The sequence below is a fragment of the Rhodococcus sp. NPDC080181 genome, from assembly GCF_040702225.1.
Taxonomy (GTDB): Bacteria; Actinomycetota; Actinomycetes; order Mycobacteriales; family Mycobacteriaceae; genus Rhodococcoides; species Rhodococcoides fascians.
The window spans coordinates 26,706-51,061 of the sequence record NZ_JBFBKN010000007.1; the positions used below are offsets into that span (position 1 = coordinate 26,706).

The 24,356-nt window shown below is 64.5% G+C and carries 24 protein-coding genes; 6 read left to right on the forward strand and 18 right to left on the reverse strand.

Features of this window, described 5'->3' with window-relative positions; genetic code table 11:
* Positions 1–5: 5 nt before the first annotated feature.
* From AB0O58_RS10465 to pgsA, 5 genes are all read right to left on the reverse strand, one after another.
* The gene (locus AB0O58_RS10465) at positions 6–179 is read right to left on the reverse strand and encodes a hypothetical protein (RefSeq protein ID WP_027496829.1); all 174 of its coding nucleotides are present in this window, start codon (positions 177–179) and stop codon (positions 6–8) included.
* Positions 180–277: 98 nt separating this feature from the next.
* A complete protein-coding gene (locus AB0O58_RS10470; protein ID WP_230591973.1) occupies positions 278–1,147 on the reverse strand; it encodes a hypothetical protein in 870 nt (289 codons plus the stop codon).
* A 45-nt stretch (positions 1,148–1,192) separates the two neighbouring features.
* Positions 1,193–2,002, reverse strand: a complete 810-nt coding sequence (locus tag AB0O58_RS10475; RefSeq protein ID WP_027496827.1) for a PspA/IM30 family protein — start codon at positions 2,000–2,002, stop codon at positions 1,193–1,195.
* 144 nt (positions 2,003–2,146) lie between these two features.
* Complete coding sequence (locus AB0O58_RS10480; RefSeq protein WP_027496826.1) at positions 2,147–2,488, reverse strand: helix-turn-helix transcriptional regulator; 342 nt, start codon at positions 2,486–2,488, stop codon at positions 2,147–2,149.
* A 219-nt stretch (positions 2,489–2,707) separates the two neighbouring features.
* The gene (gene pgsA, locus AB0O58_RS10485; RefSeq protein WP_027496825.1) at positions 2,708–3,301 is read right to left on the reverse strand and encodes a CDP-diacylglycerol--glycerol-3-phosphate 3-phosphatidyltransferase; all 594 of its coding nucleotides are present in this window, start codon (positions 3,299–3,301) and stop codon (positions 2,708–2,710) included.
* 203 nt (positions 3,302–3,504) lie between these two features.
* Here pgsA and AB0O58_RS10490 point away from each other — a divergent pair, with 203 nt between their 5' ends.
* Positions 3,505–4,092, forward strand: a complete 588-nt coding sequence (locus tag AB0O58_RS10490) for an amino-acid N-acetyltransferase (RefSeq protein WP_228139205.1) — start codon at positions 3,505–3,507, stop codon at positions 4,090–4,092.
* Between the two features lie 41 nt (positions 4,093–4,133).
* Entirely contained in the window at positions 4,134–4,418 is a 285-nt protein-coding gene (locus tag AB0O58_RS10495; RefSeq protein WP_032400212.1) for a YciI family protein, read from the forward strand.
* Positions 4,419–4,504: 86 nt separating this feature from the next.
* Here AB0O58_RS10495 and AB0O58_RS10500 read toward each other — a convergent pair whose 3' ends face one another.
* Both AB0O58_RS10500 and AB0O58_RS10505 read right to left on the reverse strand, forming a co-directional pair.
* Complete coding sequence (locus AB0O58_RS10500) at positions 4,505–7,195, reverse strand: DNA translocase FtsK (protein ID WP_196251024.1); 2,691 nt, start codon at positions 7,193–7,195, stop codon at positions 4,505–4,507.
* A gap of 69 nt (positions 7,196–7,264) precedes the next feature.
* Positions 7,265–7,888, reverse strand: a complete 624-nt coding sequence (locus tag AB0O58_RS10505) for a TIGR03085 family metal-binding protein (protein WP_032400608.1) — start codon at positions 7,886–7,888, stop codon at positions 7,265–7,267.
* A 79-nt stretch (positions 7,889–7,967) separates the two neighbouring features.
* Here AB0O58_RS10505 and AB0O58_RS10510 point away from each other — a divergent pair, with 79 nt between their 5' ends.
* Positions 7,968–8,747, forward strand: coding sequence for a sulfite exporter TauE/SafE family protein (locus AB0O58_RS10510; RefSeq protein WP_283541482.1), 780 nt, complete (start codon positions 7,968–7,970; stop codon positions 8,745–8,747).
* A 3-nt stretch (positions 8,748–8,750) separates the two neighbouring features.
* Here AB0O58_RS10510 and AB0O58_RS10515 read toward each other — a convergent pair whose 3' ends face one another.
* The 3 genes from AB0O58_RS10515 to thyX form a co-directional block, all read right to left on the reverse strand.
* Complete coding sequence (locus tag AB0O58_RS10515; RefSeq protein WP_283313659.1) at positions 8,751–10,613, reverse strand: ribonuclease J; 1,863 nt, start codon at positions 10,611–10,613, stop codon at positions 8,751–8,753.
* Complete coding sequence (gene dapA / locus AB0O58_RS10520) at positions 10,610–11,518, reverse strand: 4-hydroxy-tetrahydrodipicolinate synthase (RefSeq protein ID WP_008716948.1); 909 nt, start codon at positions 11,516–11,518, stop codon at positions 10,610–10,612. The genes AB0O58_RS10515 and dapA overlap by 4 nt, the downstream gene beginning before the upstream one ends.
* Before the next feature lie 99 nt (positions 11,519–11,617).
* Positions 11,618–12,397: an FAD-dependent thymidylate synthase gene (thyX, locus tag AB0O58_RS10525; protein WP_230593475.1), complete on the reverse strand. Its 780-nt coding sequence runs from the start codon at positions 12,395–12,397 to the stop codon at positions 11,618–11,620.
* 126 nt (positions 12,398–12,523) lie between these two features.
* On the opposite strand from thyX, the gene AB0O58_RS10530 reads away from it, so the two are divergent.
* Positions 12,524–13,000: a hypothetical protein gene (locus tag AB0O58_RS10530; RefSeq protein WP_032400606.1), complete on the forward strand. Its 477-nt coding sequence runs from the start codon at positions 12,524–12,526 to the stop codon at positions 12,998–13,000.
* Positions 13,001–13,028: 28 nt separating this feature from the next.
* Here AB0O58_RS10530 and zwf read toward each other — a convergent pair whose 3' ends face one another.
* The 3 genes from zwf to AB0O58_RS10545 all read right to left on the reverse strand — a co-directional run bounded on the left by zwf (position 13,029) and on the right by AB0O58_RS10545 (position 17,259).
* Positions 13,029–14,483: a glucose-6-phosphate dehydrogenase gene (gene zwf, locus AB0O58_RS10535; RefSeq protein ID WP_032400605.1), complete on the reverse strand. Its 1,455-nt coding sequence runs from the start codon at positions 14,481–14,483 to the stop codon at positions 13,029–13,031.
* 48 nt (positions 14,484–14,531) lie between these two features.
* Positions 14,532–15,740, reverse strand: coding sequence for a crosslink repair DNA glycosylase YcaQ family protein (locus AB0O58_RS10540; RefSeq protein ID WP_032383355.1), 1,209 nt, complete (start codon positions 15,738–15,740; stop codon positions 14,532–14,534).
* A gap of 148 nt (positions 15,741–15,888) precedes the next feature.
* Positions 15,889–17,259, reverse strand: coding sequence for an OFA family MFS transporter (locus AB0O58_RS10545; RefSeq protein ID WP_027496813.1), 1,371 nt, complete (start codon positions 17,257–17,259; stop codon positions 15,889–15,891).
* A gap of 137 nt (positions 17,260–17,396) precedes the next feature.
* On the opposite strand from AB0O58_RS10545, the gene AB0O58_RS10550 reads away from it, so the two are divergent.
* Complete coding sequence (locus AB0O58_RS10550) at positions 17,397–17,849, forward strand: hypothetical protein (RefSeq protein WP_052061557.1); 453 nt, start codon at positions 17,397–17,399, stop codon at positions 17,847–17,849.
* 56 nt (positions 17,850–17,905) lie between these two features.
* Here AB0O58_RS10550 and AB0O58_RS10555 read toward each other — a convergent pair whose 3' ends face one another.
* From AB0O58_RS10555 to dapB, 3 genes are read right to left on the reverse strand one after another with little or no spacing between them, the layout of a single operon-like run.
* Positions 17,906–18,358, reverse strand: a complete 453-nt coding sequence (locus AB0O58_RS10555; RefSeq protein ID WP_032366463.1) for an NAD(P)H-dependent oxidoreductase — start codon at positions 18,356–18,358, stop codon at positions 17,906–17,908.
* Between the two features lie 5 nt (positions 18,359–18,363).
* A complete protein-coding gene (locus AB0O58_RS10560) occupies positions 18,364–18,783 on the reverse strand; it encodes a hypothetical protein (protein ID WP_063216903.1) in 420 nt (139 codons plus the stop codon).
* Between the two features lie 50 nt (positions 18,784–18,833).
* Positions 18,834–19,592, reverse strand: coding sequence for a 4-hydroxy-tetrahydrodipicolinate reductase (gene dapB, locus AB0O58_RS10565; RefSeq protein WP_027496797.1), 759 nt, complete (start codon positions 19,590–19,592; stop codon positions 18,834–18,836).
* Between the two features lie 93 nt (positions 19,593–19,685).
* On the opposite strand from dapB, the gene AB0O58_RS10570 reads away from it, so the two are divergent.
* Positions 19,686–20,474, forward strand: a complete 789-nt coding sequence (locus tag AB0O58_RS10570; protein WP_032400602.1) for an ATP-binding cassette domain-containing protein — start codon at positions 19,686–19,688, stop codon at positions 20,472–20,474.
* Between the two features lie 3 nt (positions 20,475–20,477).
* Here AB0O58_RS10570 and AB0O58_RS10575 read toward each other — a convergent pair whose 3' ends face one another.
* Together AB0O58_RS10575 and AB0O58_RS10580 are read right to left on the reverse strand one after the other, a co-directional pair.
* Positions 20,478–21,584, reverse strand: coding sequence for an alcohol dehydrogenase catalytic domain-containing protein (locus tag AB0O58_RS10575; RefSeq protein WP_032400601.1), 1,107 nt, complete (start codon positions 21,582–21,584; stop codon positions 20,478–20,480).
* 83 nt (positions 21,585–21,667) lie between these two features.
* Positions 21,668–24,346, reverse strand: coding sequence for a glucosidase (locus tag AB0O58_RS10580; protein WP_283541484.1), 2,679 nt, complete (start codon positions 24,344–24,346; stop codon positions 21,668–21,670).
* Between the last annotated feature and the right edge of the window lie 10 nt (positions 24,347–24,356).

The following is a 24,356-nucleotide window of genomic DNA, read 5'->3' on the forward strand; positions in this document are numbered from 1 at the left end:
GGCAGTCAGTATTTCAGCGACGAACGGTCGTGACCGGAGGAGATGGCCTTGTACAGCCACACCAGCCCGAAGACGATGGCCCCGGCCACGACCAACCAGAACAAGCCCTTGATGATGCTGCCCAGCAAGGCAAGTGCGATCCAGACGAGAACGATGAATCCGAGAATTTTCCAGAACATGAACGGCTCCTACCGTGTGACGCGCACCGGGTCGTATCGCGTTATGTCGATACTGGCAGCCGATCACGGCGAACACATCGGGGTGAACCCTGATCTTCTCACCGGTGTCGTGACCGGATTTCGTCGAGTTCGGTGAGCGCGTCGGCCCACCCTTGCAGTCGATCGGTGGCAGACAACAATTCTCGGCGATGAGATTCCACCACGTTCTTCGACGTGGACCCGGCCGGTCCGGTCATCCGTGCTGCAGCGGCGACGAGATCCTCGTACTGATCCACTCCGGCAGCGAGATCGCTTGCCGCAGCCTCGATTCCGGGCCGCAGATGCGTGCGTGTCGACGAGCTTGCCGCTCCCGCACGTTCGAGGGCCGCAATATCGACGGCAACACCTTCCAAGCCCCTCACCGCATCCGAGGCAACGCCGATCATCTCTTCGACGTCCTCGGCGGCGATGGTGCCCGATCGCGCCAGAATTCCGAGCAGCTCGAACAGACTCTGCTCTGCGCCTGCCAAACGTGACATCGGCTCGAAGGCGGCAGATCCACGCTGCGGTAACGAACGCCTGCCGGGCAGTCCCACCGGAACCGGTTGACCTCGCAGTCGCCGCAAACGACCGAAGGCGAACACAGCAGGAACGGCCAAGAGCGCGGCAGAACCACCACCGACGAACAGAGTCCATTCCGGAGCCGACAAGGCTGCGATCCCCGCAGTACTCACCGCAGTGGTCGTCGACGCGGCCCCGAACCTGATACTTCGCCGGCGAGCCCGTCGAATCTTCTTCAGGTGCTTGGCACGTGGATCCTTACGACGGCCGGCGGCATCGAGCAGTGAGGTTCCTGCGGCCCGCGCTGTCTCGGCCAGAGACCGGACCACCGCTCCGGATTCGGCAACGGCGGCTGTCACCGTCTCCCTGTCCAGCGAAACGGCCGGCCGCTTACGCGACCGGCCGGGTTCGTGATTCTTGTTGCTCATGCGTCGGAACTACTGTCTACTCGAACGAACTTCGCGTTCGGTCGATCACGCCTGTGCCGGCGGCTCGGGCGTTGCGTCCGGGGCCTTGGCGATCGACGGCTTGGCGGCGGAATTACCCGTGGGCAGGGAGTCACCGGCCATGGAGGCACGGATCTGCTCGAGCCGGCTGTGACCGGCCATCTGCACAGATGCCTGCTGAACCTCGAGCATGCGTCCGGACACGGAGTTCTGAGCGAGCTCGGCGGAACCGAGCGCGTCTGCGTAACGACGCTCGATCTTGTCGCGTACCGCATCGAGACTCGGGGTGTTTCCCGGTGCCGACAACGTGCTGTCCATCGAGCGCAGCGATTCGCTGACCTTCTCCTGCATCTTCGCCTGCTCGAGCTGGCTGAGCAGTTTGGTGCGCTCGGCGACCTTCGATTGCAGGGCCATCGCGTTCTGCTCGACGGCCTTCTTGGCCTGCGTGGCGGCCTGCAGAGACTGGTCGTGCAGAACCTTGAGATCCTCGACGCTCTGCTCGGCGGTCACGAGCTGGGCCGCGAACGCCTCGGCCGCGTTGGTGTACTGGGTGGCCTTCTCGACGTCACCCGCAGTAGCGGCCTGATCGGCCAGCGTCACGGCCTGACGCGCGTTGGCGTTGAGCTTCTCGACCTCGTCCAGCTGCCTGCTGAGCTTCATCTCGAGCTGACGCTGATTGCCGATGACGGACGCCGCCTGCTGAGACAGCGCCTGGTGCTGCCGCTGCGCGTCTTCGATCGCCTGCTGAATCTGAACCTTGGGGTCGGCCTTCTCGTCGATCTTGGAATTGAAGAGCGCCATCATGTATTTCCAGGCCTTGACGAAAGGATTAGCCATGGGGTGGTCCTGCCTCCATCTGTTGCGCCGCGGTGGCCGCGTACGGGTCGGCTGCTGTCGCAGTGACCGAAATGAACCTGTCAGTGCAGTGATGTTCGGGTGATTCGGTGGGGCCGGCAGCCGACTTCGGCTACTCGTTCGATCTTAGGCGGCGGCGAGAGCTCTGGCAGCAGGTGCCGGAATCACGACTCGTGTATCTCCGTCGATGCGGGTGGCCACAGCCGATTCCTCGGCACGGACAGCAGCGGTGGATGCATCCGACAGCGTGATACTCACGTCGCTCATCACGTCGGAGAGAGGAACGGCGAGAGCATCGCAGATCGCTGCGAGCAGTTCGCTCGACGCTTCCTTGCGACCACGCTCCACCTCGGAGAGGTAGCCGAGGCTCACGCGCGCGGTGTTCGAGACTTCACGCAGGGTGCGGCTCTGTGCGACGCGAGTACGCCGCAAACTGTCGCCGAGTGCTTCACGCAATAGCAGCGCCATCTCGCTCCTCCTCGTTGGTGCTGTTGCCGACGACTGTGCCGTCGAGACGACCACGTTCGTATCGTTCGTTCGGAGCCGTCGTAGGGTCAACGTCCCAGCCGGCCCGATTGGTTCCCGACCCTATATGCCCGTCGCCTCCGACACGTGCCGAAGGGGCTCCGACACGGCTGTCAGAACTGTAACTTCCCGCATCGCCTCGTGGACGCCCGTCGAATGCACTCACACCGAGGACACACCCCGGCGCAACCGAATCGCCTGAACCACGTAGTCCAGGCCGGTGTACACGGTCAGCAGAACCGCCAGAGCCATCAGCGCCACCGCCACTGGATCGACTGCGCTGGGCAGCGGACACAGATACACGCCGATCGCGAATGTCTGGACCAGTGTCTTGACCTTGCCGCCACGACCGGCCGGAATGACTCCGTGACGAATGACGGCGAACCGGACAGCGGTGATGCCTATTTCGCGTACCCCGATGATCGCCGTCACCCACCAGGACAGATCGCCCAACATCGACAGTCCGACGAGGGCAGCGCCGATCAGCGCCTTGTCGGCGATGGGGTCGGCCATCTTCCCGAAATCGGTGACGAGTCCGTACTTGCGGGCGAGTTGGCCGTCGATCCGGTCGGTGATGGCCGCTGCGGCGAAGATCGCCGTCGCCGCCAACCGCCACGAGGTGTCGTGACCGTCTCCGACGAAGAGTGCCGCAAGAAAGACCGGAACCAGAGCGATGCGCAGCACGGTCAACACATTGGCGATGTTGAGCAGCGGGACGGCGTCCGATCCGCCCGGAGCAGCGTTGCCGTGCGGCAGCCCCGCACTGGGCGAGGCACCGCCGGGCGGAACACCGTGGCCCGGCGCTGTCGGGCCGGTCACGAAGCCGCTTCTCGGCCGCGGACCGGGCCTTCGATGGTGTGTCGGCGTTCGGGCAGCACCGACCCGTCGAGACGGGGACACTGCTCGCTGAACGACACACGGAAAGTTTATCGGTTGCATCGGTGACTACTGTTCACCACATGACTTCTGGGCCGAATCGGGCGAGTCGCGACACTGCCGATCCCGAATCCGACGAGTATTCCGACACCGTGGACGGCACGTCCATCGGCGACGCCACCCTGGTCGTGCGTCGAGCCCGAACCTCCGACATTCCCGAGATCAAGCGGCTGATCGACATCTACGCGGGCCGAATCCTGCTCGAGAAGAACCTGGTGACGCTGTACGAGGCAGTGCAGGAGTTCTGGATTGCCGAGCGCGCAGGCGAAGTCATCGGATGCGGAGCTCTGCACGTGCTCTGGGCAGACCTGGGTGAGGTACGCACGGTGGCAGTCGACCCCGCAGCCAAGGGGCACGGAGCCGGCCACCTGATCGTCGCCAAACTCATCGAGGTGGCACGCGAGCTGGCGCTGCAGAAGGTGTTCGTGCTGACCTTCGAAGTGGATTTCTTCGCCCGGCACGGCTTCTCCGAAATCGAGGGAACGCCCGTCACTGCCGAGGTGTACGCGGAGATGTGCCGGTCCTACGACACCGGCGTCGCAGAGTTTCTCGACCTGAGCTACGTCAAGCCGAACACATTGGGCAACACGCGCATGCTGCTCTCGCTCTGACAGAATTCTCCGGACACCCCTCGAATCCGGAAGTGAGCTCCATGCCCCTGATCGCCGTCACCTACACGTACTCCCCCACGACCACCGAGGGCCGCGACACCCATCGCGCCGCACACCGGGCGTGGCTGGCCGACTTGTTGGAGAAGAAGACGCTCGTCTCCAGTGGCCCGTTCGCCGACGACAGCGGCGCTCTGCTGCTCGTGGATGGCACGGACGCCGCATCCGTGGAATCACTGTTCGCCCAGGATCCCTTCGCGGTCGAGAACCTCATCGAGTCGGCAGACTTCCGCGAATGGACACCGGTGATGGGCGCGTTCACGGCCTGAGTCTGCTCGCCCACCCGTTCTGCGTGAATGGACCATTGCACCGCCCAGACGGCTGCAATGGTCCATTCACGCAGGTGTAGAGCCCGTCAGAACTCTTCGGACGCCGGCTGCTCGTCCGGGTCCCCGCCCTTGATGGACCACAGCAATCCGTCGAGTTCGTCGGGCTTGACGAGTACTTCGCGGGCTTTCGAGCCCTCGCTCGGACCCACGACGCCGCGGTTCTCCATGAGGTCCATCAGTCGTCCTGCCTTGGCGAATCCGACCCGTAGCTTGCGCTGCAGCATCGACGTGGAACCGAACTGGCTGGTGACGACGAGTTCGACGGCCTGCAGCAGCACGTCGAGGTCGTCACCGATGTCGGGGTCGACGTCCTTCTTGTCCGAGACCTTCGCGGCGGTGACGGTGTCGTTGTACTCGGGCTCGGCCTGATTCTTTGCGAAGTCGACGACGGCCGAGATTTCCTCGTCCGTGATGAACGCACCCTGCAGACGCGTCGGCTTGCCCGCACCCATCGGCAGGAACAGCGCGTCGCCCATGCCGATCAATTTTTCGGCTCCGGGCTGATCGAGGATGACTCGCGAGTCGGTCAACGACGACGTGGCGAACGCCAGACGTGAGGGCACGTTCGTCTTGATCAGACCGGTGACGACGTCGACGGACGGACGCTGCGTGGCGAGCACCAGGTGGATACCTGCGGCGCGCGCCTTCTGGGTGATGCGCACGATCGCTTCCTCGACGTCGCGAGGAGCAGTCATCATCAGGTCGGCAAGCTCGTCGACGATGGCCAGGATGTAGGGGTACGGCCGGTAGACGCGCTCGCTGCCCAACGGTGCGGTGATCTCGCCGGACCGCACCTTCTTGTTGAAGTCGTCGATGTGCCGGACCTTGTTGATCTGCATGTCCTGGTAGCGCTGCTCCATCTCCTCGACGAGCCAGGCCAGGGCCGCGGCAGCCTTCTTCGGCTGCGTGATGATCGGCGTGATGAGGTGCGGGATGCCCTCGTACGGCGTCAACTCGACCATCTTCGGGTCGATCAGAATCATCCGGACCTCGTCGGGTGTCGCCCGTGCCAGCAGCGACACGAGCATCGAGTTCACGAAGCTCGATTTACCCGAACCGGTGGATCCCGCCACCAGCAGGTGCGGCATCTTCGCCAGGTTGGCACTGACGAAATCGCCTTCGATGTCCTTGCCGAGGCCGATCACCAGAGGGTGGTGATCCTTGCGGGTCGACGGGGCGGTCAGCACATCGGCGAGGCGGACCATCTCGCGATCCGAGTTCGGCACCTCGATACCGACGGCGGACTTGCCGGGGATCGGGGCGAGCAATCGCACGTTGTCGGTCGCGACCGCGTAGGCGATGTTGCGAGCCAGCGCAGTGATCTTCTCGACCTTGACGCCCGGTCCGAGCTCCACCTCGTAGCGGGTGACCGTCGGTCCGCGGGTGAATCCGGTGACCGCAGCGTCGATCTTGAACTGCTCGAGTACCTCGGAGATGGCCTCGATCATCGCGTCGTTCGCCTGGCTGCGCGTCTTGGGCGGATCACCGTCGATGAGCAGCGACAACGACGGCAGCGTGTAGTCGCCGTCGACGACGCGATCGACGACGATCTTGTCGTCGTCGGCAGCCGGCTTGGGTTCGGCGGCCTTGACGATCGGCTTGGGCTTCGGCCGCGGGGGCGCGGCAGGCTCGGGCACCGGGACCGGTGCGGCCGCGGCAGGCGTCATGACCTCGGTGGGGGCCTCCGGTGCCGGTGCAGGGGTCTTGCGAGCGCGTGATGGCTTGACGACCGGGATGTACTCCTCGGTCGGGTAGTTGTCGTACGGGTCGGTGGTGCCGTGCACCGGGTATCCGTCGGCGTCGAAGTTCGAGTCGTAGTCGCCGTAGCCCTCGTCGCCGAATTCCGAACCGAAATCGGCCGGGTCGTACTCGTCGTATTCGTCGCCTCGACTGTCGGTACCGAACAGTGCCCGCATCCGGTCCGGTACGTCTCGTACCGTGGTGCCGGTGAGCAGCAGCACGCCGAACAGGCCGGCGAGCAGCAGCAACGGTACGGCGAGCCACACCGTCAGGCCGTCGGCGATGGGTCCTCCCGCAACGTAGCCGACGAAGCCCGCTCCTTCGGACCGGCCGGTGGCGTCGGTCGGTGACCCCGCCGCCATGTGCCACAGCCCGAGAACGGGCAAGCCCAGCAGTATCGAGCCCAGGACAAGGCGTGGTCTGACCTCGGGGCGAGGCTCGGAACGCATCAGCACGACGGCGATCGCGACCCCCAGCACGGGTGCGACGTAGCCGGCGTCGCCGATGACGGCACGGATCCCTACCTCGATCCACTCACCGACCGGGCCGCCGGCACTGAACCAGACGCTTGCGGCGACGACGACGCTGACGGCGATGAGCCCGAGGGCGATGCCGTCACGTCGGTGACCGTGCTCGATGTCCGCGGCCTTGCTGACGGTGCGTGTCGTGGCACCGACACCCCGAGCCGCCATCGACCACGTGGACGCGATTCCGCGACCGATCGCGTCGAGCGCACCGCGGGACTTCTTCTTCGCGGGGGGCCGCCGCGACGCCGCACCTCTCGCGGGTGCCTTACCGCGAGACGATGCGCTTGCCCGCGTGGTCGCCGGGTTGCGCGGTGCGGTCGGCTTCTTGGGTGTCGTGACGGTTCGAGCCGTGCGGCCGGTACCGGACTTACGAGAGGTACCGGACGCGCGCGAGGAGCCGGATCCGCTGGATCCGGCCCTGGCGGTGGAGGTGCTGGTCTTTCCTGCCATGCCCCCAGGCTAGTCGCAACAGCCCCGTCGAAACCATCCGCAACACCAGTAACAGCGAGGGGATGTGCTTCAGAAACTCAGGTCGAGCGCCTTCACCGCGGCGACATCGTTCGCCGAACCCTCGTACACGACCTCTACCTCGTCCCGACCGAACGCATAGAGAAGGAGTTCGGAGGGCTCCCCCACCACTGTCACACCCGGGCCCGAGCCACCCTTGAAGGTGGCCCGTCGGCCGTCGGGGGTGCGAACATGCACCGGAACCGATGCCGAGCGGTGCCCTGCTCGTCCGATGAACCGAACCTGGGGCCACAGTCGGGACTCGACCGCGCTGGGCAGAACCCGTCGGGTCCACTTTCCTTCCGCGCGGCGAAGATCCTCGTGATGGACGAACATCTCGCCGAGGTTGATCAGCGGATCCAGCAGGGCGAACGGCGACCACATCGGCGGCCCGGTGCGAACGTCCTCGACCACCGACGCGAATGGTCGATTCGCGACGGAACGCTGAACCCGCTCCGTGTATCCGGACAGGGGGCCGAGAAAGATACCCGGCGACGCATCGAGTCGCCGTTCACGAACGACGAGGTGCGCGGCCAGATCGGCAGCGGTCCACTCACCGCACAGTGTCGGGGCATCGGGACCGACGTCGAGAAGGGTCCGAACAAGCTGGGATCGTTCATCCTGGGCAAGGCTCACCTACTCCAGGCTACGGCTACATCGTATGAGCGGCATCCTGCCGCGAGACCTACTCCTTCGTCTGGGTAACCTCCCAACAGTGCCGGTATCGGAAGTTCTCGTCATCTTGCTCGCCGGCCTCGGGGCCGGTGCAATCAACGCCGTCGTCGGTTCGGGCACGTTGATCACGTTCCCCACCCTGGTCGCGTTCGGCTATCCCCCGGTTGTCGCCACGATGTCCAACGCCATCGGACTGGTGGCGGGAAGCGTCTCGGGCACCTGGGGGTATCGCCGGGAACTTCGTGGGCAATGGCACCGGCTGCGTTGGCAGCTTCCTGCATCGTTCTTCGGCGCGCTCGGTGGCGCCTGGCTGCTGTTGCATCTGCCCGAGAAAGTGTTTGCCTCTGTCGTTCCGGTGTTGCTCATCGGTGCGTTGATTCTCGTTGTCGCACAACCGAAGATCCAGGCCTGGGCCAAACGTCGGTCCGAGGCGGCAGGTAAGGCGGCCGGCCACATCGGCCGCGGCCGCATGGCGCTGGTCACCGTCGGCACTCTGCTGGTCGGCATCTACGGCGGCTATTTCACTGCAGCACAAGGAATCCTGCTCATCGGAGTGATGGGCGCGCTGCTCCCCGAAACGATGCAGCGCATGAACGCTGCCAAGAACTTGCTCTCGCTCGTCGTCAATATCGTTGCAGCAGTTGCTTTCACGATCTTTCGGTTCGACGACATCAGCTGGCAGGCCGCCGGTCTGATCGCGGTCGGCTCCCTCATCGGCGGAGCGGTAGGAGCACGCTACGGCCGCCGGCTGTCGCCGGCGGCCCTGCGCGGTGCCATCGTCGTCCTCGGCCTCATCGGCCTCTGGCGACTGCTCGTCTGAACTCTAGGACTGCGGTTGCGGCTTGACCGCGATGATCGTCGGAACGATCATCGGCTTGCGCCGGTACTTGTCCGCTACCCATCGGCCCACGACGCGGCGGACGGCCTGAGCGATCCGGTGGGTATCGGACACACCGTCCGAGGCCAGCCGCTGCAGTTCGGCCTCCACGAGTTGCCCGGCTTCCTTCAGGGCCGCCGGGTCGTCGGAGAAGCCGCGACCGGACACCTCGGGTGCGGTCACTGCACGGCCGGTGGCCGAATCGACGGCAACGCTGATCGCGATGAAGCCGCCCTCGCCGAGCACGAGACGATCCGACAGCGTCGAATCTCCGACATCGCCGACCGACAAGCCGTCCACGTACACGTGACCGACCGGGACCTGCCCGACGATCTCGGCGAGCCCGTCGACCATGTCGACCACCACGCCGTCCTCGGCGAGCACGATCCGGTCCTCGGACACGCCGGTCGCCTTCGCCAGCGCCGCGTTGGCCCGCAGGTGACGCCACTCGCCGTGCACCGGCATGGCGTTTGTCGGCCGCACTGCGTTGTAGAGGTACAGCAACTCGCCTGCCGATGCGTGACCCGAGACGTGCACCTTCGCGTTCTGCTGCGTCACGACGGTCGCGCCACGCTTGGCGAGGCCGTTGACCACGGCGAACACGGAGTTTTCGTTGCCCGGAATCAGCGACGACGCCAACACCACGAGATCGTTGGCCTTGACGTTGATCTGACGGTGCTCGCCGCGGGCCATGCGCGAGAGCGCCGACAGTGGTTCGCCCTGCGAGCCGGTGGAGATGAGCACCAACCGGTCGTCCGGGAGTGTCGCGGCGGTATCGACAGTGACCTCGAGTCCGTCGGGCACCCGCAGGTAGCCCAGATCCTGGGCGATCTGCATGTTGCGCACCATCGAACGACCGACGAACGCCACCCGACGGTTGTATCGCTCGGCCACGTCGATGACCTGCTGAATGCGGTGCACGTGACTGGCGAACGACGCGACGATGACGCGCTGCTTCGCTTTGCCGATGACGGTGTCGAGCACACCGCCGATCTCCCGTTCCGGCGTGACGAATCCGGGCACCTCGGCATTGGTGGAGTCGACCAGAAACAGGTCCACTCCCTCGTCACCGAGCCGTGAGAAACCGGCCAGGTCGGTGAGGCGCCCGTCGAGCGGCAACTGATCGAGCTTGATGTCTCCGGTGTGCAGCACCAGACCGGCATCGGTCCTGATGGCGATCGCAAGAGCGTCGGGAATGGAGTGGTTGACGGCGAAGTACTCGCAGTCGAACGGCCCGTGCTGCGTGTGCTGGCCCTCGATCACCTCGACGAGGTTCGGCCGCAGCCGGTGCTCACGGCACTTGGCCGCAACCAGCGCGAGGGTGAACTTGGATCCGACGACGGGCAGGTCGGGACGCAGGCGCAGCAGGAACGGGATAGCGCCGATGTGGTCCTCGTGACCGTGTGTCAGAACCACGGCCTCGACGTCGGCCATGCGGTTCTCGATGTGCCGGAAGTCGGGCAGGATCAGGTCGACACCCGGCTGCTGGTCCTCGGGGAACAGGACGCCACAGTCGATGATCAGCATCTTGCCCTGATGCTCGAAGACGGTCATGTTGCGACCGATCTCGCCGATTCCGCCCAGAGCGACCACTCGGAGGCCCTTGAACGGGGCCTTCGGCGGTGTGCCGAGACGCTCTGTCGGGTCGAACTCACGACGCTTGTCGGGACGCTGCGTCCGAGCGGAATTCTGCACCATCGGCTTGCCCTGGCGGGCACCAGAAGGTTGGCCCTGCTTCGCAGCCGGCCGCTCGGACGGCGGTCCGGCGTTTCGGGTTGCGCGTCCGCGCGATCTGTTGGGTCGTGTCATACAAGAACTCCTGCCGCCCGCAGCTCGGCTGCGAGCAATTCGATGTGATCGATGCTCGGTGGCACCTGGGGAAGTCGTGGTTCGCCGACATCGAGTCCGATGAGGCGCAGGCCTGCCTTCGATGCGCTGACGCCGCCGAGGCGTGCCACCGAACGGATGACCGGGATGAGGCTGACGTTGATCGCTTGGGCGCGGGCGATGTCGCCCATCATGAATGCGGTGTGCAGTTCGCGCAGACGGGCCGGAACGAGGTGCCCGATGACGCTGACGAACCCAGTGGCACCGACGGAGAGCCAGGGCAGGTTCAGTGGGTCGTCTCCGGAGTAGAACTGCAGACCGGTCGATGCGATCAGTTCGGCACCGGCGTTGAGATCGCCCTTGGCATCCTTGACGGCAAGGATGCGGGGGTGCTCGGCGAGCCGACGCAGTGTCTCGGTCTCGATGGGAACGACCGATCGAGGCGGAATGTCGTACAGCATCACAGGCAGATCGGTCGCGCTGGCGACCGCAGTGAAGTGGGCGTAGAGGCCCGCTTGCGGCGGCCTGGAGTAGTACGGGGTGACCACGAGCAGGCCGTGCGCACCGGCGCGAGCGGCATCACGGGCGAGTTCGACGCTGTGCGCGGTGTCGTTGCTTCCGGCCCCGGCGATGATCCGAGCCCGATGTCCGACGGCCGCGATCACGGCACGCAACAGTTCGAGCTTCTCGTTCTCGGTGGTGGTGGGCGACTCACCCGTCGTCCCGGCCAGCACCAGCCCGTCGTTTCCCTGTTCGACGAGATGATGCGCGAGCCGAACGCCTGCGTCGATATCCAACTTCCCGTCGGCCGTGAATGGGGTCACCATTGCGGTGAGCACCGTACCGAACACAGGCGCAACGGAAGGAGCGGCGTCACCGTAGGTCATGGCAGCAGATTACCCGGTGCTTTACCCACTCCTACGCAGCGGGACTCCCCGCTGACACCGGTGGTCCGCGCCGGTCCGTTCGAGCCTCGAACGCGATTCCTAGACCTCGGTGACGAAGGGGCTGCGTGCGACTTCCGTTCCGTCCGGCAGAGTCGTGATCTCGAAGTCGCCGAACACGTCGGGCGCCACGTTCACGAGCTTACGCAGACATTCGACGGCGACGCGACGAATTTCGACGTCCGCGTGCTCCGAGGCCCGCATCGACACGAAATGCCGCCATGCGCGATAGTTCCCACTCACCACCACACGAGTTTCGGTGGCGTTCGGCAGAACCGAACGAGCCGCCTGTCGAGCTTGCTTGCCACGCAAGGCAGCGTTGGTGACCGACTCCAGTTTGCCGTCGAGGGCGGCGAGCAACTCGCTGTACGCCGCTCGACTCGCCTCCGTCGCCGATGCGAACAGGGCCTCGAGCTCGGGGTCGCCCTCCACGGCCGGCGGAAGCACCACGTTGGCATCGTGCTCGGGCACGAAGCGCTGCGACAACTGTGAATACGAGAAATGTCGATGCCGAATCAACTCGTGTGTGCACGACCGAGAGATGCCGGTGATGTAGAAGCTCACGCTCGCGTGCTCGAGCACGGACAGGTGTCCGACGTCGAGCAGATGACGTAGGTACGACGCATTGGTCGCAGTGCGAGGGTTCGGTTTCGACCAACTCTGATAGCACGCTCTGCCGGCGAATTCCACCAACGCCTGCCCACCGTCGGCGTCGGTCTCCCACGGAATGTCGGCGGGTGGCACGAACTCGGTTCGAGCCACCAACTGCACGTTCAGCGCGACTGTTCGAGGCGCAGCTCGACCTTTGATTTCTGACGACACCGCCCAACCCTAAACGGCGTCGACCACACCCTGCCGCGCACGACGCCACCACAGATGTCTTCATGACGTCGCGCTGACATCATGATGCACCTTGACTGACGTCAGCTCTGACGTCACACTGACATCATGGAACTCAGCAAGTACACCGCCACTCTGCGCACCGACTTGATGGCCGCGGCGGCCTTGGGCGACGAACACACCCGGCAGACAGCCGAGGCCCTCGGCAAGACCGCGGAAGCGTCGGCGCGGTTGATGCTGCTGACCGCCTTGTCGGACTTCGCGGCCGAGGTGTCGAACGAACTGGACGAGCTGACCGTGGTCGTCCGCTTGGACGGTGGGCAGGCACACGCAGACGTTCGACGCCACGACTCGACATCGGACCACGACGGCGAGCCGAAAGAGGCTGTCGCCGAGGAGTATCCGACCATGGACGATGTCTCGGGCGAGGTACGACGCGTCACGCTCCGACTCGTCGAGCAGATCAAGGAACGAGCCGAAGACGCAGCGAACAACAGCGGGGTGTCTCTGAACTCGTGGCTCTCCCAAGCGGTTCAGGGCGCGCTACGAGATCAGATGCGCAAGGACCGCGGCTGGAACAACTGAACGCTCTCCCCTGTTTCCGCTCACGCCCCTACTTCTTCTCTCTCCATTGTCGCTCGAACGGCAGCCGCCACGCATGCGGCGCGATGAGCTGATGGATGGAGTTGGGGCCCCACGATCCCGGTGCGTACAGGCGCACCGGCGGTGGATCGGCAAGCAACGGCTCCGACACCTGCCACAGTCGTTCGATACCCTCGGCAGTGGTGAAGAGCGTGTGGTCGCCGTACATGGCGTCGAGGATCAACCGCTCGTAGGCCTCGAGCACGTCGCCGGCGCGTTCGGTTTCGTGTGTGGCGAACTGCATGCTCAGTTTGTCCAGCCGCATCCCGGGCCCGGGCCGCTTGCCGTAGAACGACAGCGACACCTTGGATGCGTCCGCCAGGTCGAAGGTGAGGTGGTCGGGACCTTGCGCTCCCACCCCCGAACCGGCAGGAAACATGCTCTTCGGTGGCTCTCGGAACGCTATCGAAATGATGCGTTGGCCTTCGGCGAGACGTTTCCCGCTACGGAGGTAGAACGGCACACCGGCCCAGCGCCAGTTGTCAATTTCGCATTTCAGTGCCACGAACGTGTCGGTGTCGGAGTCAGGGGCGACACCTTCCTCCGAGCGGTAGCCCGTATATTGTCCGCGCACAACATTTTTCGGGTCCAGCGGGACCATCGATCGAAACACCTTGTTCTTCTCTTCGCCGATCGCACGCGGTTCGAGTGCCGTCGGCGGTTCCATCGCCATGAACGCGAGCACCTGGAACAGGTGAGTGACGACCATGTCCTTGTACGCACCGGTGGACTCGTAGAACCCGGCCCGACCGTCGAGGGCGAGCTCTTCCGGGATGTCGATCTGAACGTGATCGATGAAGTTGCGGTTCCAGATCGGCTCGAACAGCCCGTTGGCGAAACGGAACGCCAGGATGTTCTGCGCCGGTTCCTTGCCGAGGAAGTGATCGATTCGATAGATCTGTTCTTCGTCGAAAGTCTCGTGCAGGCGAGCGTTCAGGTCGATTGCGGTCTGCAGATCGGTTCCGAACGGCTTCTCCATGATGATGCGCGATCGCTTGACCAGGTCTGCAGAGGCGAGCGTATCCACCACGGCCAGTGCAGCTCTCGGCGGAACCGACAGGTAGTGCAACCGCTTGGCGTTGCCTCCGAGTTCGATCTCGGCCTCGGCTACCGCGGCACCCAGCGCCGCCGGCCCGGCTTTCTGCGAGACATACGTCAGCCGCGATGCGAACTGCCGCCACTGTTCGTCGCCGACTTTACGACTGGAGTACGCATTGATCGATTCGCGAGCGAGGGTGCGAAATTCGTCGGTGGACATCTCCTCGAGCGAGGTACCCACCACGCGAATGTTCGGTGCCAGCTCGGACAACGCCAAGTGCATCATCCCGGACAGCAATTTCCGCTTGGCCAGATCTCCGGTCGCCCCGAACAGGACGACGACCTGGGGTGGGAGTTCGGTGTCCATGCCTGTCGGAGAAGTGGTCATGCTCGAAAATACTGGCACCGATCCTCACCGAGCGCACGCCGGATCATGTCATCGCAGCGCAGCGACGAGATCACCTCGGGTACCCACCACCACACGTTCGAGTTCGAGCCACTCCGCCATCTCGTGCAGGACGTCACGCAACCGGGGTGCGATGTCGCGTGGATCGCGGTCGCCTTCGACGTACGCCGCTATGACGTGTAGTTCCGAGTTCGCCCGCACGGCCTTGAGATCGACGCGTGCCACTAGATGGCCGTCCAGCAGGAAGGGAAATACGTAGTACCCGTGAATTCGCTTGTGCTGCGGGGTGTATATCTCGATGCGATAGTGGAAATCGAAGATTCTCTCCACACGCGGCCGATAGAAGATCATCGGATCGAACGGGCACAACAGGGTTGCGACGGTGGCAGTCCTCGGTGTTCTGGCGTCGCGGTGCACATAGGCCGGCGCGTTCCACCCTCGGACGGATACCTGCTCCAGGACGCCGTCTTCCACGAGGTCGGCGATTGCGGCCTTGGACTGCTTCTGGGAGAGCCGATAGTAGTCTCGCAGATCCGGCTCGGTGCCGATTCCCAGTGCACGAGAGGACTTTTCGATCAGGGCCCGCACCGCATCCGCTTCGTCGACCTGCCTACGGAGAACAGCGTCGGGAAGCACCCGTTCGCTGAGCTCGTACTGCCGAACGAACCCGGACCGTGCCGGCACGCTGACCACTCCGGCAGCGAAGAGTTGCTCGCACACGACCTTGACGTCGCTTCGATCCCACCAGGGACCCTTGCGCCCGGGCTTCTCGACGTCGAGATGCTTCTCGATCTCACCCGCACTGGCCGCGCCGTGCTCTGCGATCACGGCGAGAACATCGTCCACCAGTGTGGGTTCACGATCGAGAATGCGGGCGGCTCCACCCCATCGACCGTGTCGGTACAACTCCATGCGCCACCGCATCAGCGGCCAGTCCTCCACCGGGAGCAACGCTGCCTCGTGCGCCCAGTATTCGACCAACCGCCTCGGGCGTCGGGTGGTGTCGGTCCAGGCGGCGTCGTCGAGGATTTTTCTGTCGTAGGCACCGACGCGACTGAACACCGGCGCGTAGTGCGCGCGCACCACCACCGACACCGAATCGATCTGCAACAACCCGGTGGTGTCGATGGCTCCGTGCACCGCGCTCTTGCTCGCCGGCCGCGTGCGCGATCGGGTCGACGCCAGTCCTTGGGCGGCCAAGGCGGTGCGGCGCGCCATGGCAGCACTCATGTCTCGCATCGGGCCACCCTGTCACGATCCACCGACACGGTGGTTCAGGTGCTGAAGAGATTCTTGGCCTTGAGGATCAGCTCGTACAGTCCGTAGGCGAACGGCACGGACACCCAGAGCCATGCGATCACCATCGTTCCTTGCATTCGCGCGGTGGTCATGCCTTGGCTCCTGTCGAGGTCGTCGAATCGGCGGCGTCGGCCGAATCGGATTCATGGAATTTCGACGCCACCGGTTTGATGGCTTCGTTGGCCAGGAACCCGACGACCAACAATCCGATCATCACGTAGAAGGCCGGGAGGTACCGGCCGGTGGTTCCCGCCTCGCCGGCGTCGGCGATGGCGTTGACGATCAGTGGTCCCAGAACACCTGCCACCGACCATGCGGTGAGCAGTCGTCCGTGGATTGCGCCCACCTGGTACGTACCGAAGAGGTCCTTGAGATAGGCCGGAACGGTTGCGAATCCCGCGCCGTAGAACGACAGGATCAACAGCGCCGACACCATGAAGAGGATCTTGTTCGTGTTGGTGAACAGGGCGATGTACAGGTACAGGAGCGCGCCGACACCGAGGTACAGACGATAGATGTTCTTGCGACCCACCACGTCCGAGACCGAGGACCAGACGAAGCGACCGATCATGTTGGTCAGAGACAGGAACGCCACGAAACCAGCGGCCGCCGCGGCCAACGATTCCGGGGAGGTGGCGTCCGGAAAGAAGTCTTGGTAGATCCCGGAGCCGCGTTCGAGGATGCCGATGCCGGCAGTGACGTTGAAGCACAACACCACCCACAGGAGCCAGAACTGCGGAGTCTTGACGGCGTTGGCCGCGGAGACGTTGTGCGTCGAGATCATCGCCGACGCCGCGGGAGGCGTCCAGCCTTTCGGTGTCCACCCCTCGGCCGGGACTCTGATCAGCACGACTCCCAGCGCCATGAACACCGCGTACCCGACGCCGAGGGTGAGGAACGTCTTGGCGATCGAACCATCGGTGAAGCCGCCGAAGTTCACCATCAGTTGGCTGGTGAGAGGTGACGCGATCAGGGCGCCGCCGCCGAAGCCCATGATCGCGATACCGGTCGCCATTCCCGGCCGGTCCGGGAACCACTTCATCAGCGTCGACACGGGCGAGATATATCCGATTCCGAGGCCGATACCGCCGATGAAGCCGTATCCGAAGATCACCAGCCAGAACTGGCCGAGTGCCATGCCGAGTGCGGAAATGAGCAGTCCCGATACGAAGAAGACAAGAGAAACGGCCATCGCCCAACGCGGGCCGTTCTTCTCCACTCTGGTGCCGAAGATCGCGGCCGACAGGCCGAGCATGACGATGGCGAGCTGAAACGGTATGGCGGTGACCGTTCCGCTGAGCCCCAGGGCGTCGGGCTGTGAGATGGCGTTCTTGAATACGCTCCAGGCGTACGCAGATCCGATCGCCAGGTGTATAGACAGGGCTGCCGGGGGTATCAGCCAGCGACTCCACTCGGGCGTGGCAACGATTCTGGAGCGGTCGAGAATGGGGAGGGTCATCGAAATCCCTTGGTATGGAGAGCGGTACAAATGTCGACTATCCCCTGCAGTCAAACACGAGCACGACCCTGCCTGCTCACAATCGGACATAGTTTCTTCACCGAACTCACTACATCGAGCCGCGTATCCTCGAGTGAGTGGATGTCGAGCGGTGGCGTAGCAGATTGCCGGTGAAACGAGCCTCGGACGGCGAGGTGATCGGATGGACCGTCGCACACAGCGCGGGTGAATCGGCCCCGTACGACGAAGACGACGAGGGATACCTGGTCGATGCCGTCAATCCGGTGGGTATCACTGTTGCGCTGGGTGTGTCGCTGGAGGACGCGATTGCCGCCCTGGAGGAACGCGGACTGGCGTCCCTGTCGTTGCCGCACTGGACGAAAGCCCCACTGCCGTTGCAGCCCGAGACCGATCTGCTGACACCGCAAGACGATTGGCAGTGGCGCCGGGTGTTGATGACTCAGCTCGACGACAACCGTGTCTGGATCAGACCCGCGTACCCGAGTTGGCCGGAACGACTTCTGGAAATTCCGTTGTCGATCCCAGCCGACGACGTGCTGCGATCTCACTCCCCTGTCGAGTCGGACTGAGTCGGTACTCGCGCGGCCGCAGCGTGCCGAGACGTACACGCCGACTCGGGCCGCAGTCAGTCGGACAGACCGGCCGCGATCGTCCCGCCGAGTTCGTAGCAGCGCTCCCGCGACTCCTTGCCGCTGTCCACCAGGTGAGCGGTCTCGGCAACCTTGTCCAATCCCCAACCCGCTGCAATACTTTCGATTGCCCGCCCGGCACCAGCGGTGTCACTGTTTCCGTACACCCACGCACCGTAGGGCTTTCCGGATACCGCATCGAGACTCGGGTAGTAGACGGTGTCGAAGAAGTGTTTCAGGGCACCACTCATGTAACCGAAGTTCGCCGGGGTACCGAAGAGAAAGCCATCGGCGGCAAGCACATCCGGGACTGTCGCGCCGAGCGCGGGCACACTGCGCACGTCCACACCGCTGATCTCGGGATCACGGGCTCCGGCGAGGACCGATTCGAGCAGTTCCCGCATCGGCGGGCTCGGTGTGTGGTGAACGATCAGCAGAGTGCGCGCCATGTCCGTCAGCTCTCGGCACGTTCCAGTGCCACAGCACGTTTCATCGTCTCGCGAGCGCGCCCGCGATCACCCGCGTAATCGTAGGCCCGCGCCAGTCGATATGAATTTCGCCAGTTGTCGGGATCTTTTTCCCATTCGGCCTTGACCTGTTGGAAGAGTTCGTCGGCTGCGTCTCGTTCGATGCGCCCCGATGGCCTCCTCGGCAGATCGTCGACGTCGAGTTCGAGGCCTTCCTCTCGGATGCGCGACGCCAGCCGCTGATGGTCCAATCCTGCTTTGAGCGTCGCCCACACGATCCACAACCCGACGATCGGCAGCAGGATGACCCCGATCCCCAGGGCAGTACTGGCCACCCCGCCGTTCTGGATCAACGTCACTCCGCGCTGTCCGAGCAGGAAGAAGTAGAAGCCGAGGATCAACACCATCACTGCAATGATGGCGACGACTTTGGTCGCTTTGTTCACTGTCGATCAGCTCACAGATCCAGAAGCGGGTCGAGGCCGACGGTCAGCCCCGGACGGGCAGCGATCTCTCGGACTCCGAGCAGTACACCGGGCGCAAAGGACGTCCGGTCCAGCGAGTCGTGTCGGATGCTCAGCGTCTCGCCCTGTGTCCCCAGCAGAACCTCTTGGTGCGCAACGAGTCCCGCCAGTCTGATGGAGTGCACGCGCACTCCGTCCACGTCGGCTCCGCGAGCACCGTCGAGCTCCGTGGTCGTCGCATCGGGACTCTTCGGGGTGCCCGCTGCCGCCCGCGCTTCGGCGATCAGCGCGGCGGTACGGTACGCGGTCCCCGAGGGCGCATCGGCCTTGTTCGGGTGGTGCAGCTCGATCACCTCGACGGAATCGAAGAATCGGGCTGCCTGCTGAGCGAAGCGCATCGACAGCACCGCTCCGATGGCGAAGTTCGGTGCAATCAACACACCCGTCTGTGGGGATCCGGCCAACCACTCACGAACCTGCTCGAGCCGCTGCTCGTCGAAACCCGTCGTGCCGACGACAGCATGGATGCCGTGCTCGACCAAGAACTGCAGGTTGTCCATGACCACATCGGGATGGGTGAAATCTACGACCACCTGCGCACCGCTGTCGACGAAGTTCGCCAGCGGATCGCCCTGGTCGACAGTTGCCACGAGCTCCAGATCGCCGGCTGCGTCGACTGCGGCGCAGATCGCCTGACCGACCTTGCCGCGTGACCCCAGTACCCCTACTCGAACAGGTGCCGTTGCACTCACGTCGTTCCCACACTCGTTTCGTCGTCGTCTTGTCGTCCTACCGAAGACCGAGCCTACTTCCAGGCCCCCGACACCGGCAGCTACGGTCGGTCGGTGAAGTCCAGCGTTCTGTTCGCCGACCGCGTCGATCTCGTCCGTGGCGGCCGCTATCTCCTCAGTGATGCGACCGTGCGGGTCGACGAAGGCGAGCACTGGGTGTTGCTCGGCGCCAACGGTGCCGGCAAGAGCACCCTGCTCAGCTTGCTGGGAGCCGTCGTCCATCCCACGCGGGGCGCGGTGCACGTACTGGGCCACCGCCTGGGCCGCGTGGACATGCGCGAATTACGCGCGCACATCGGACACGTCGACCCTCGTCTGAAGATCGAGGCCCCGCTGACTCTGCTCCAGGTCGTCCTGACGGGACTGACCAACACGCCCGATCTGATCCCGAGGTGGTCGGCCACCGAGGACGAGGTCGCTCGCGCCCACCGGCTCGTCGAGTCGCTGGGAGTTGCCCACCGCGTGGACGCGTCGTGGCACACCCTCTCCCAGGGCGAGCGGGGCCGGGCACTGATCGCTCGCGCACTGCTGCCCGATCCGGCGCTGCTGCTACTCGACGAACCCGCCACCGGCCTCGATCTCGCTGCCCGCGAACAACTCCTGACGGCGCTGGACTCGCTGCGTGCCGAACATCCCGGGCTCGCCAGCATCCTGGTCACCCACCATCTCGAGGAAATCCCCACCTCGACCACCCACGCATTGCTGATCCGCGACGGGCGCGTGCACGCTCAGGGGCCTGTCGACACGGTGCTGACGACGGACAACATCAGCACGTGCTTCGACCATCCGATCGAGATCTCTCGCCGTCGCGGGCGGTGGGTGGCCACCGCGGCCCACCGCTGACGGTCAGTCGAAAACGATGACCTGACGGATGGCGTTGCCGTCGGCCAATTCGTCCATGCCGCGGTTGATCTCGTCCAACGTGATGCGCGAGGAGATCAGCTTCTCGACGGGCAGTCGACCCTCGCGCCACATCTGGGCGTACGTCGGAATGTCGCGTGCCGGGACGGCCGAGCCGAGGTAACTACCAATGATCGTGCGCGCCTCGGCTACCAGACCGAGAGGAGAGATCGACGAACGGGCGTCGGGAGCAGGCAGGCCCACGGTGATCGTCTTTCCGCCGGGAGCCGTTGCCGCGACTGCAGTTTCGAATGCACGGGCGTTGCCCGCTGCCTCGATGACGATGTCCGCCTTGATCCCCTTCTCTGCGAGATCCGCAGGTGAATAGACCTGCGTTGCACCCAGATCGGTTGCGGCGACGAGCTTTTCGGGGACGCCATCGACACCGATGACCTCACCCGCACCGATCGAGACCGCGGTCAGTACGGCCGCCATGCCCACTCCGCCGAGGCCGACCACCATCACCGACTGCCCCGGCTTCGGAGTTCCGGCGTTGAGGACAGCGCCGCCGCCGGTGAGCACTGCACAACCGAGGACCGCTGCGATGTCGGCTGGGATGTCGTCGTCGACCGGTACCACCGACTTTCTACTGACCACTGCGTGTGTGGCGAAGCCGGAGACTCCGAGGTGATGCTTGATCTCGGCACCGTCGCGGTGCAATTTGATGTCTCCGCCGAGCAACGTGCCCGCATTGTTCGACGCGCTTCCCACGACGCAGGGCATCTGGCCGTCGGTGGCGCACCCCGCGCAGTCACCGCAGCGCGGCAGGAACGTCATGACCACACGGGTTCCGACTGCTACGTCGTCGACGCCCGCGCCGACTTCCTCGACGCGGCCCGCGGCCTCGTGGCCGAGCAACATCGGTACCGGACGAACGCGATTACCGTCGACCACCGACAGATCCGAGTGGCACAGTCCGGCCGCTTCGATCCGGACGAGCAGTTCCCCGTCACCCGGTGAGCCCAGTTCGAGTTCGGAGACGGTGATGGGATGCGAGTCCGCGAAGGGACGAGATCGGCCGATTTCTTCGAGTACAGCGCCGCGAATCTTCATCCCGCCAGACTATGCGGCTGCGCCGCATGTGCGTGGAACTTCGTAGCCCACTACGAAGTTCCACTCACATGGGCCGCAGGCCCTCACAGCGGCAGACGTGGCCTGAGCAGGTGCGCAACCAACGCCGTCCAGCCGGTTTGGTGTGTTGCTCCGAGTCCCTCGCCGGTGTCTCCGTCGAAGTACTCGTTGAAGGTCGGGTGCTCACTCCACAGTGGATCGGAACTCGATTCGATCCGCCGACCGTCGGCAGGCCGCTTGCCGTCGACAGGACGGAACAGTCCTGCCAAGCCGTTGTCGATCAAGTCTGCGGCATCGGTGAGAGTGCGATGGTTTCCCGAGCCGGTGGGAATTTCGATGGTGAACGAGTCGCCGTAGTAGCGCCCGTAGGCGCGCAGCTTGTCCGCCAACAGCACGTTCACCGGGAACCACACCGGCCCTCGCCAATTGGAGTTGCCCCCGAACATTCCGGTCCGTGACTCCCCCGGCTCGTACTCGATGGACAGGCTTCGACCGTCGACGTCGAACGTGACCGGCTCGCGGTACGAAGCCGACAAGGAACGAATACCGAACTCAGACAGGAACTCTTCCGAGTCGAACATGCGCGAGAGAATCCGCTTGAGACGCTCGGGCTGCACGAGGGTGAGCAGAAGGCGCACCTCGTTGCCTTCCCGACGCGCCAGCAGCGGTGAGACCATTTCCGGCCGACGGTGCTGAACCCACCGCAGCCGCGCCGCGAGGTCCGGGCACTCCGCCTCGACCCAGGGCGGAATTTCCGTGGCCCCGAGAATGGGAAGCAGACCGACCATGGATCGCACTCGCATCGGTACCGCGTCGCCCTCGGGTTGCACGAGGACGTCGTAGAAGAATCCGTCCTCCTCGTGCCACAGCGAAATGTGCTGCGAACCGAACGAGTTGACCGCCTTCGCGATCGAGAGGAAATGCGAGAAGAACTTGGTCGCGACGTCGTCCCAGGCGCTGTCGTGGCGCGCGAGCTCGAGTGCGATCTTGAACATCTGCTGGCAGTAGAACGCCATCCAACTCGTGGCGTCGGACTGTTCCAGACGGAAACCGGGCGGCAGCGGAGCGGAGCGATTGAACAATCCGATGTTGTCCATACCGAGGAACCCGCCCTCGAAGATGTTCGACCCCTCCGAATCCTTGCGATTGACCCACCACGCGAAGTTGAGCAGCAACTTCGTGAACACCCGGACCAGGAACTCGCGATCCCGGTACCCGTCGATCCGATAGACGTGCCAGGCCGCCCAGGCGTGGACCGGGGGGTTGACGTCGCCGAACTCCCACTCGTAGGCCGGCAGTTGGCCGTTGGGATGCATGGCCCATTCCCTGCACATCAGGACCAACTGCTCCTTAGCGAAGTCCGGGTCCACATGTGCGAGAGGAATAGCGTGAAAGGCCAAGTCCCAGGCGGCGAACCACGGATATTCCCACTCGTCGGGCATCGAAATCACATCGGCCAGTGCGAGGTGACGCCAATGGGCGTTACGGCCCTTGGGGTCCTGACGCGAGTGCGGCGCCGGGGCTCCCACCTTGTCGCCCTCGATCCACTGCTCGACGTCGTAGCGGTAGAGCTGCTTGGTCCACAACAGCCCCGCATATGCCCGCCGCGCCACGTGTCGATCGGCATCGGTGAGGTCCGCACCGATCACTGCGCCGTAGAACTCGTCCGCCTCCGCACGACGGTCACCGGTGACCGCGTCGAATCCCGCACCGAACGTCTGCTCGTCCGGCCGATGGGGCGACAAGCGCAGTCGCACCGATTGGGTTGCGCCCGAGGCGATGTCGTCGAATCTATACCAGAATGCAGCCTTCGTTCCGGTCTGCTCGGGGTTCACCGCACCCTGTTCGCCGTCGACGACATGTCGGCCGATACCGTCCTTGGGGTACTTCGACAGGTTGTCCTGCCCCCACAAGGACTCTGCATTGGTTTCGTTGTCGCAGAACAACACTGACGGCGATCCCTCGGCACTGAGGTAGTACCGACCGAGAAAGCCGTGATCGGCGGCAACGGCCTCGAGGCCGCCGGCCAGAAGTTCCGGTCGGGTCAGCTGGGTGAGCGATCCGCCGCGATCGTCGCGCCCCCACGACCAGGTGTTGCGCAGCCACAGTTGCGGCAGCAGATCGACCGATGCCGCCTCGGGTCCGTGATTGGTGATGGAGATCGTGATGCAGATGTCGTCGGGCGACGCTTTCGCATACGTGACCTGAACGTCGAAGAACCGGTTCTCGTCCAGGATCCCGGTATCGGCCAATTCGTATTCGCGGTCGTCTCGGCCGCGTCGGGCACTCTCCTCGCGCAGGTGCGCGTACGGATACTCCGCATGCGGGTAGCGGTAGAGCCACTGCATCCAACTGTGCGTCGGAGTGCCGTCGATCGCCCAGAAATACTCCTTGACGTCCTCGCCGTGATTCCCCTCCTCGTTGGCCAACCCGAAGAGTCGTTCCTTCAGAATCGGATCCTTGCGATTCCACAGGGCGAACGCGAAATTCAGGAAACCGAATCGATCGCAGATTCCACCGATTCCGTCCTCACCCCAGCGGTAGGCACGCTTGTGCGCCTGATCGAACGGAAACGACGCCCACGCGTTTCCGTCCTCGGAGTAGTCTTCGCGCACCGTGCCCCACTGCCGTCCCGCCAGATACGGGCCCCACTGACGCCATGGCCCGCTGACCCCTGGTGACTCCGCCAAACGGTTGTGTTCGACGGTGGACGGGGTGGGAACGCTCACGGGATTGGTGGTCACGGCACACAGT

Excerpts from the sequence above, each read along its gene's own strand:
- AB0O58_RS10465 (WP_027496829.1), bottom strand. The coding sequence starts at position 179 with ATGTTCTGGAAAATTCTCGGATTCATCGTTCTCGTCTGGATCGCACTT.
- AB0O58_RS10470 (WP_230591973.1), bottom strand. The coding sequence starts at position 1,147 with ATGAGCAACAAGAATCACGAACCCGGCCGGTCGCGTAAGCGGCCGGCC.
- AB0O58_RS10475 (WP_027496827.1), bottom strand. The coding sequence starts at position 2,002 with ATGGCTAATCCTTTCGTCAAGGCCTGGAAATACATGATGGCGCTCTTC.
- AB0O58_RS10480 (WP_027496826.1), bottom strand. The coding sequence starts at position 2,488 with ATGGCGCTGCTATTGCGTGAAGCACTCGGCGACAGTTTGCGGCGTACT.
- AB0O58_RS10490 (WP_228139205.1), top strand. The coding sequence starts at position 3,505 with ATGACTTCTGGGCCGAATCGGGCGAGTCGCGACACTGCCGATCCCGAA.
- AB0O58_RS10495 (WP_032400212.1), top strand. The coding sequence starts at position 4,134 with ATGCCCCTGATCGCCGTCACCTACACGTACTCCCCCACGACCACCGAG.
- AB0O58_RS10500 (WP_196251024.1), bottom strand. The coding sequence starts at position 7,195 with ATGGCAGGAAAGACCAGCACCTCCACCGCCAGGGCCGGATCCAGCGGA.
- AB0O58_RS10515 (WP_283313659.1), bottom strand. The coding sequence starts at position 10,613 with ATGACACGACCCAACAGATCGCGCGGACGCGCAACCCGAAACGCCGGA.
- dapA (WP_008716948.1), bottom strand. The coding sequence starts at position 11,518 with ATGACCTACGGTGACGCCGCTCCTTCCGTTGCGCCTGTGTTCGGTACG.
- AB0O58_RS10530 (WP_032400606.1), top strand. The coding sequence starts at position 12,524 with ATGGAACTCAGCAAGTACACCGCCACTCTGCGCACCGACTTGATGGCC.
- zwf (WP_032400605.1), bottom strand. The coding sequence starts at position 14,483 with ATGACCACTTCTCCGACAGGCATGGACACCGAACTCCCACCCCAGGTC.
- AB0O58_RS10540 (WP_032383355.1), bottom strand. The coding sequence starts at position 15,740 with ATGCGAGACATGAGTGCTGCCATGGCGCGCCGCACCGCCTTGGCCGCC.
- AB0O58_RS10545 (WP_027496813.1), bottom strand. The coding sequence starts at position 17,259 with ATGACCCTCCCCATTCTCGACCGCTCCAGAATCGTTGCCACGCCCGAG.
- AB0O58_RS10555 (WP_032366463.1), bottom strand. The coding sequence starts at position 18,358 with ATGGCGCGCACTCTGCTGATCGTTCACCACACACCGAGCCCGCCGATG.
- AB0O58_RS10560 (WP_063216903.1), bottom strand. The coding sequence starts at position 18,783 with ATGGTGTTGATCCTCGGCTTCTACTTCTTCCTGCTCGGACAGCGCGGA.
- AB0O58_RS10575 (WP_032400601.1), bottom strand. The coding sequence starts at position 21,584 with ATGAAGATTCGCGGCGCTGTACTCGAAGAAATCGGCCGATCTCGTCCC.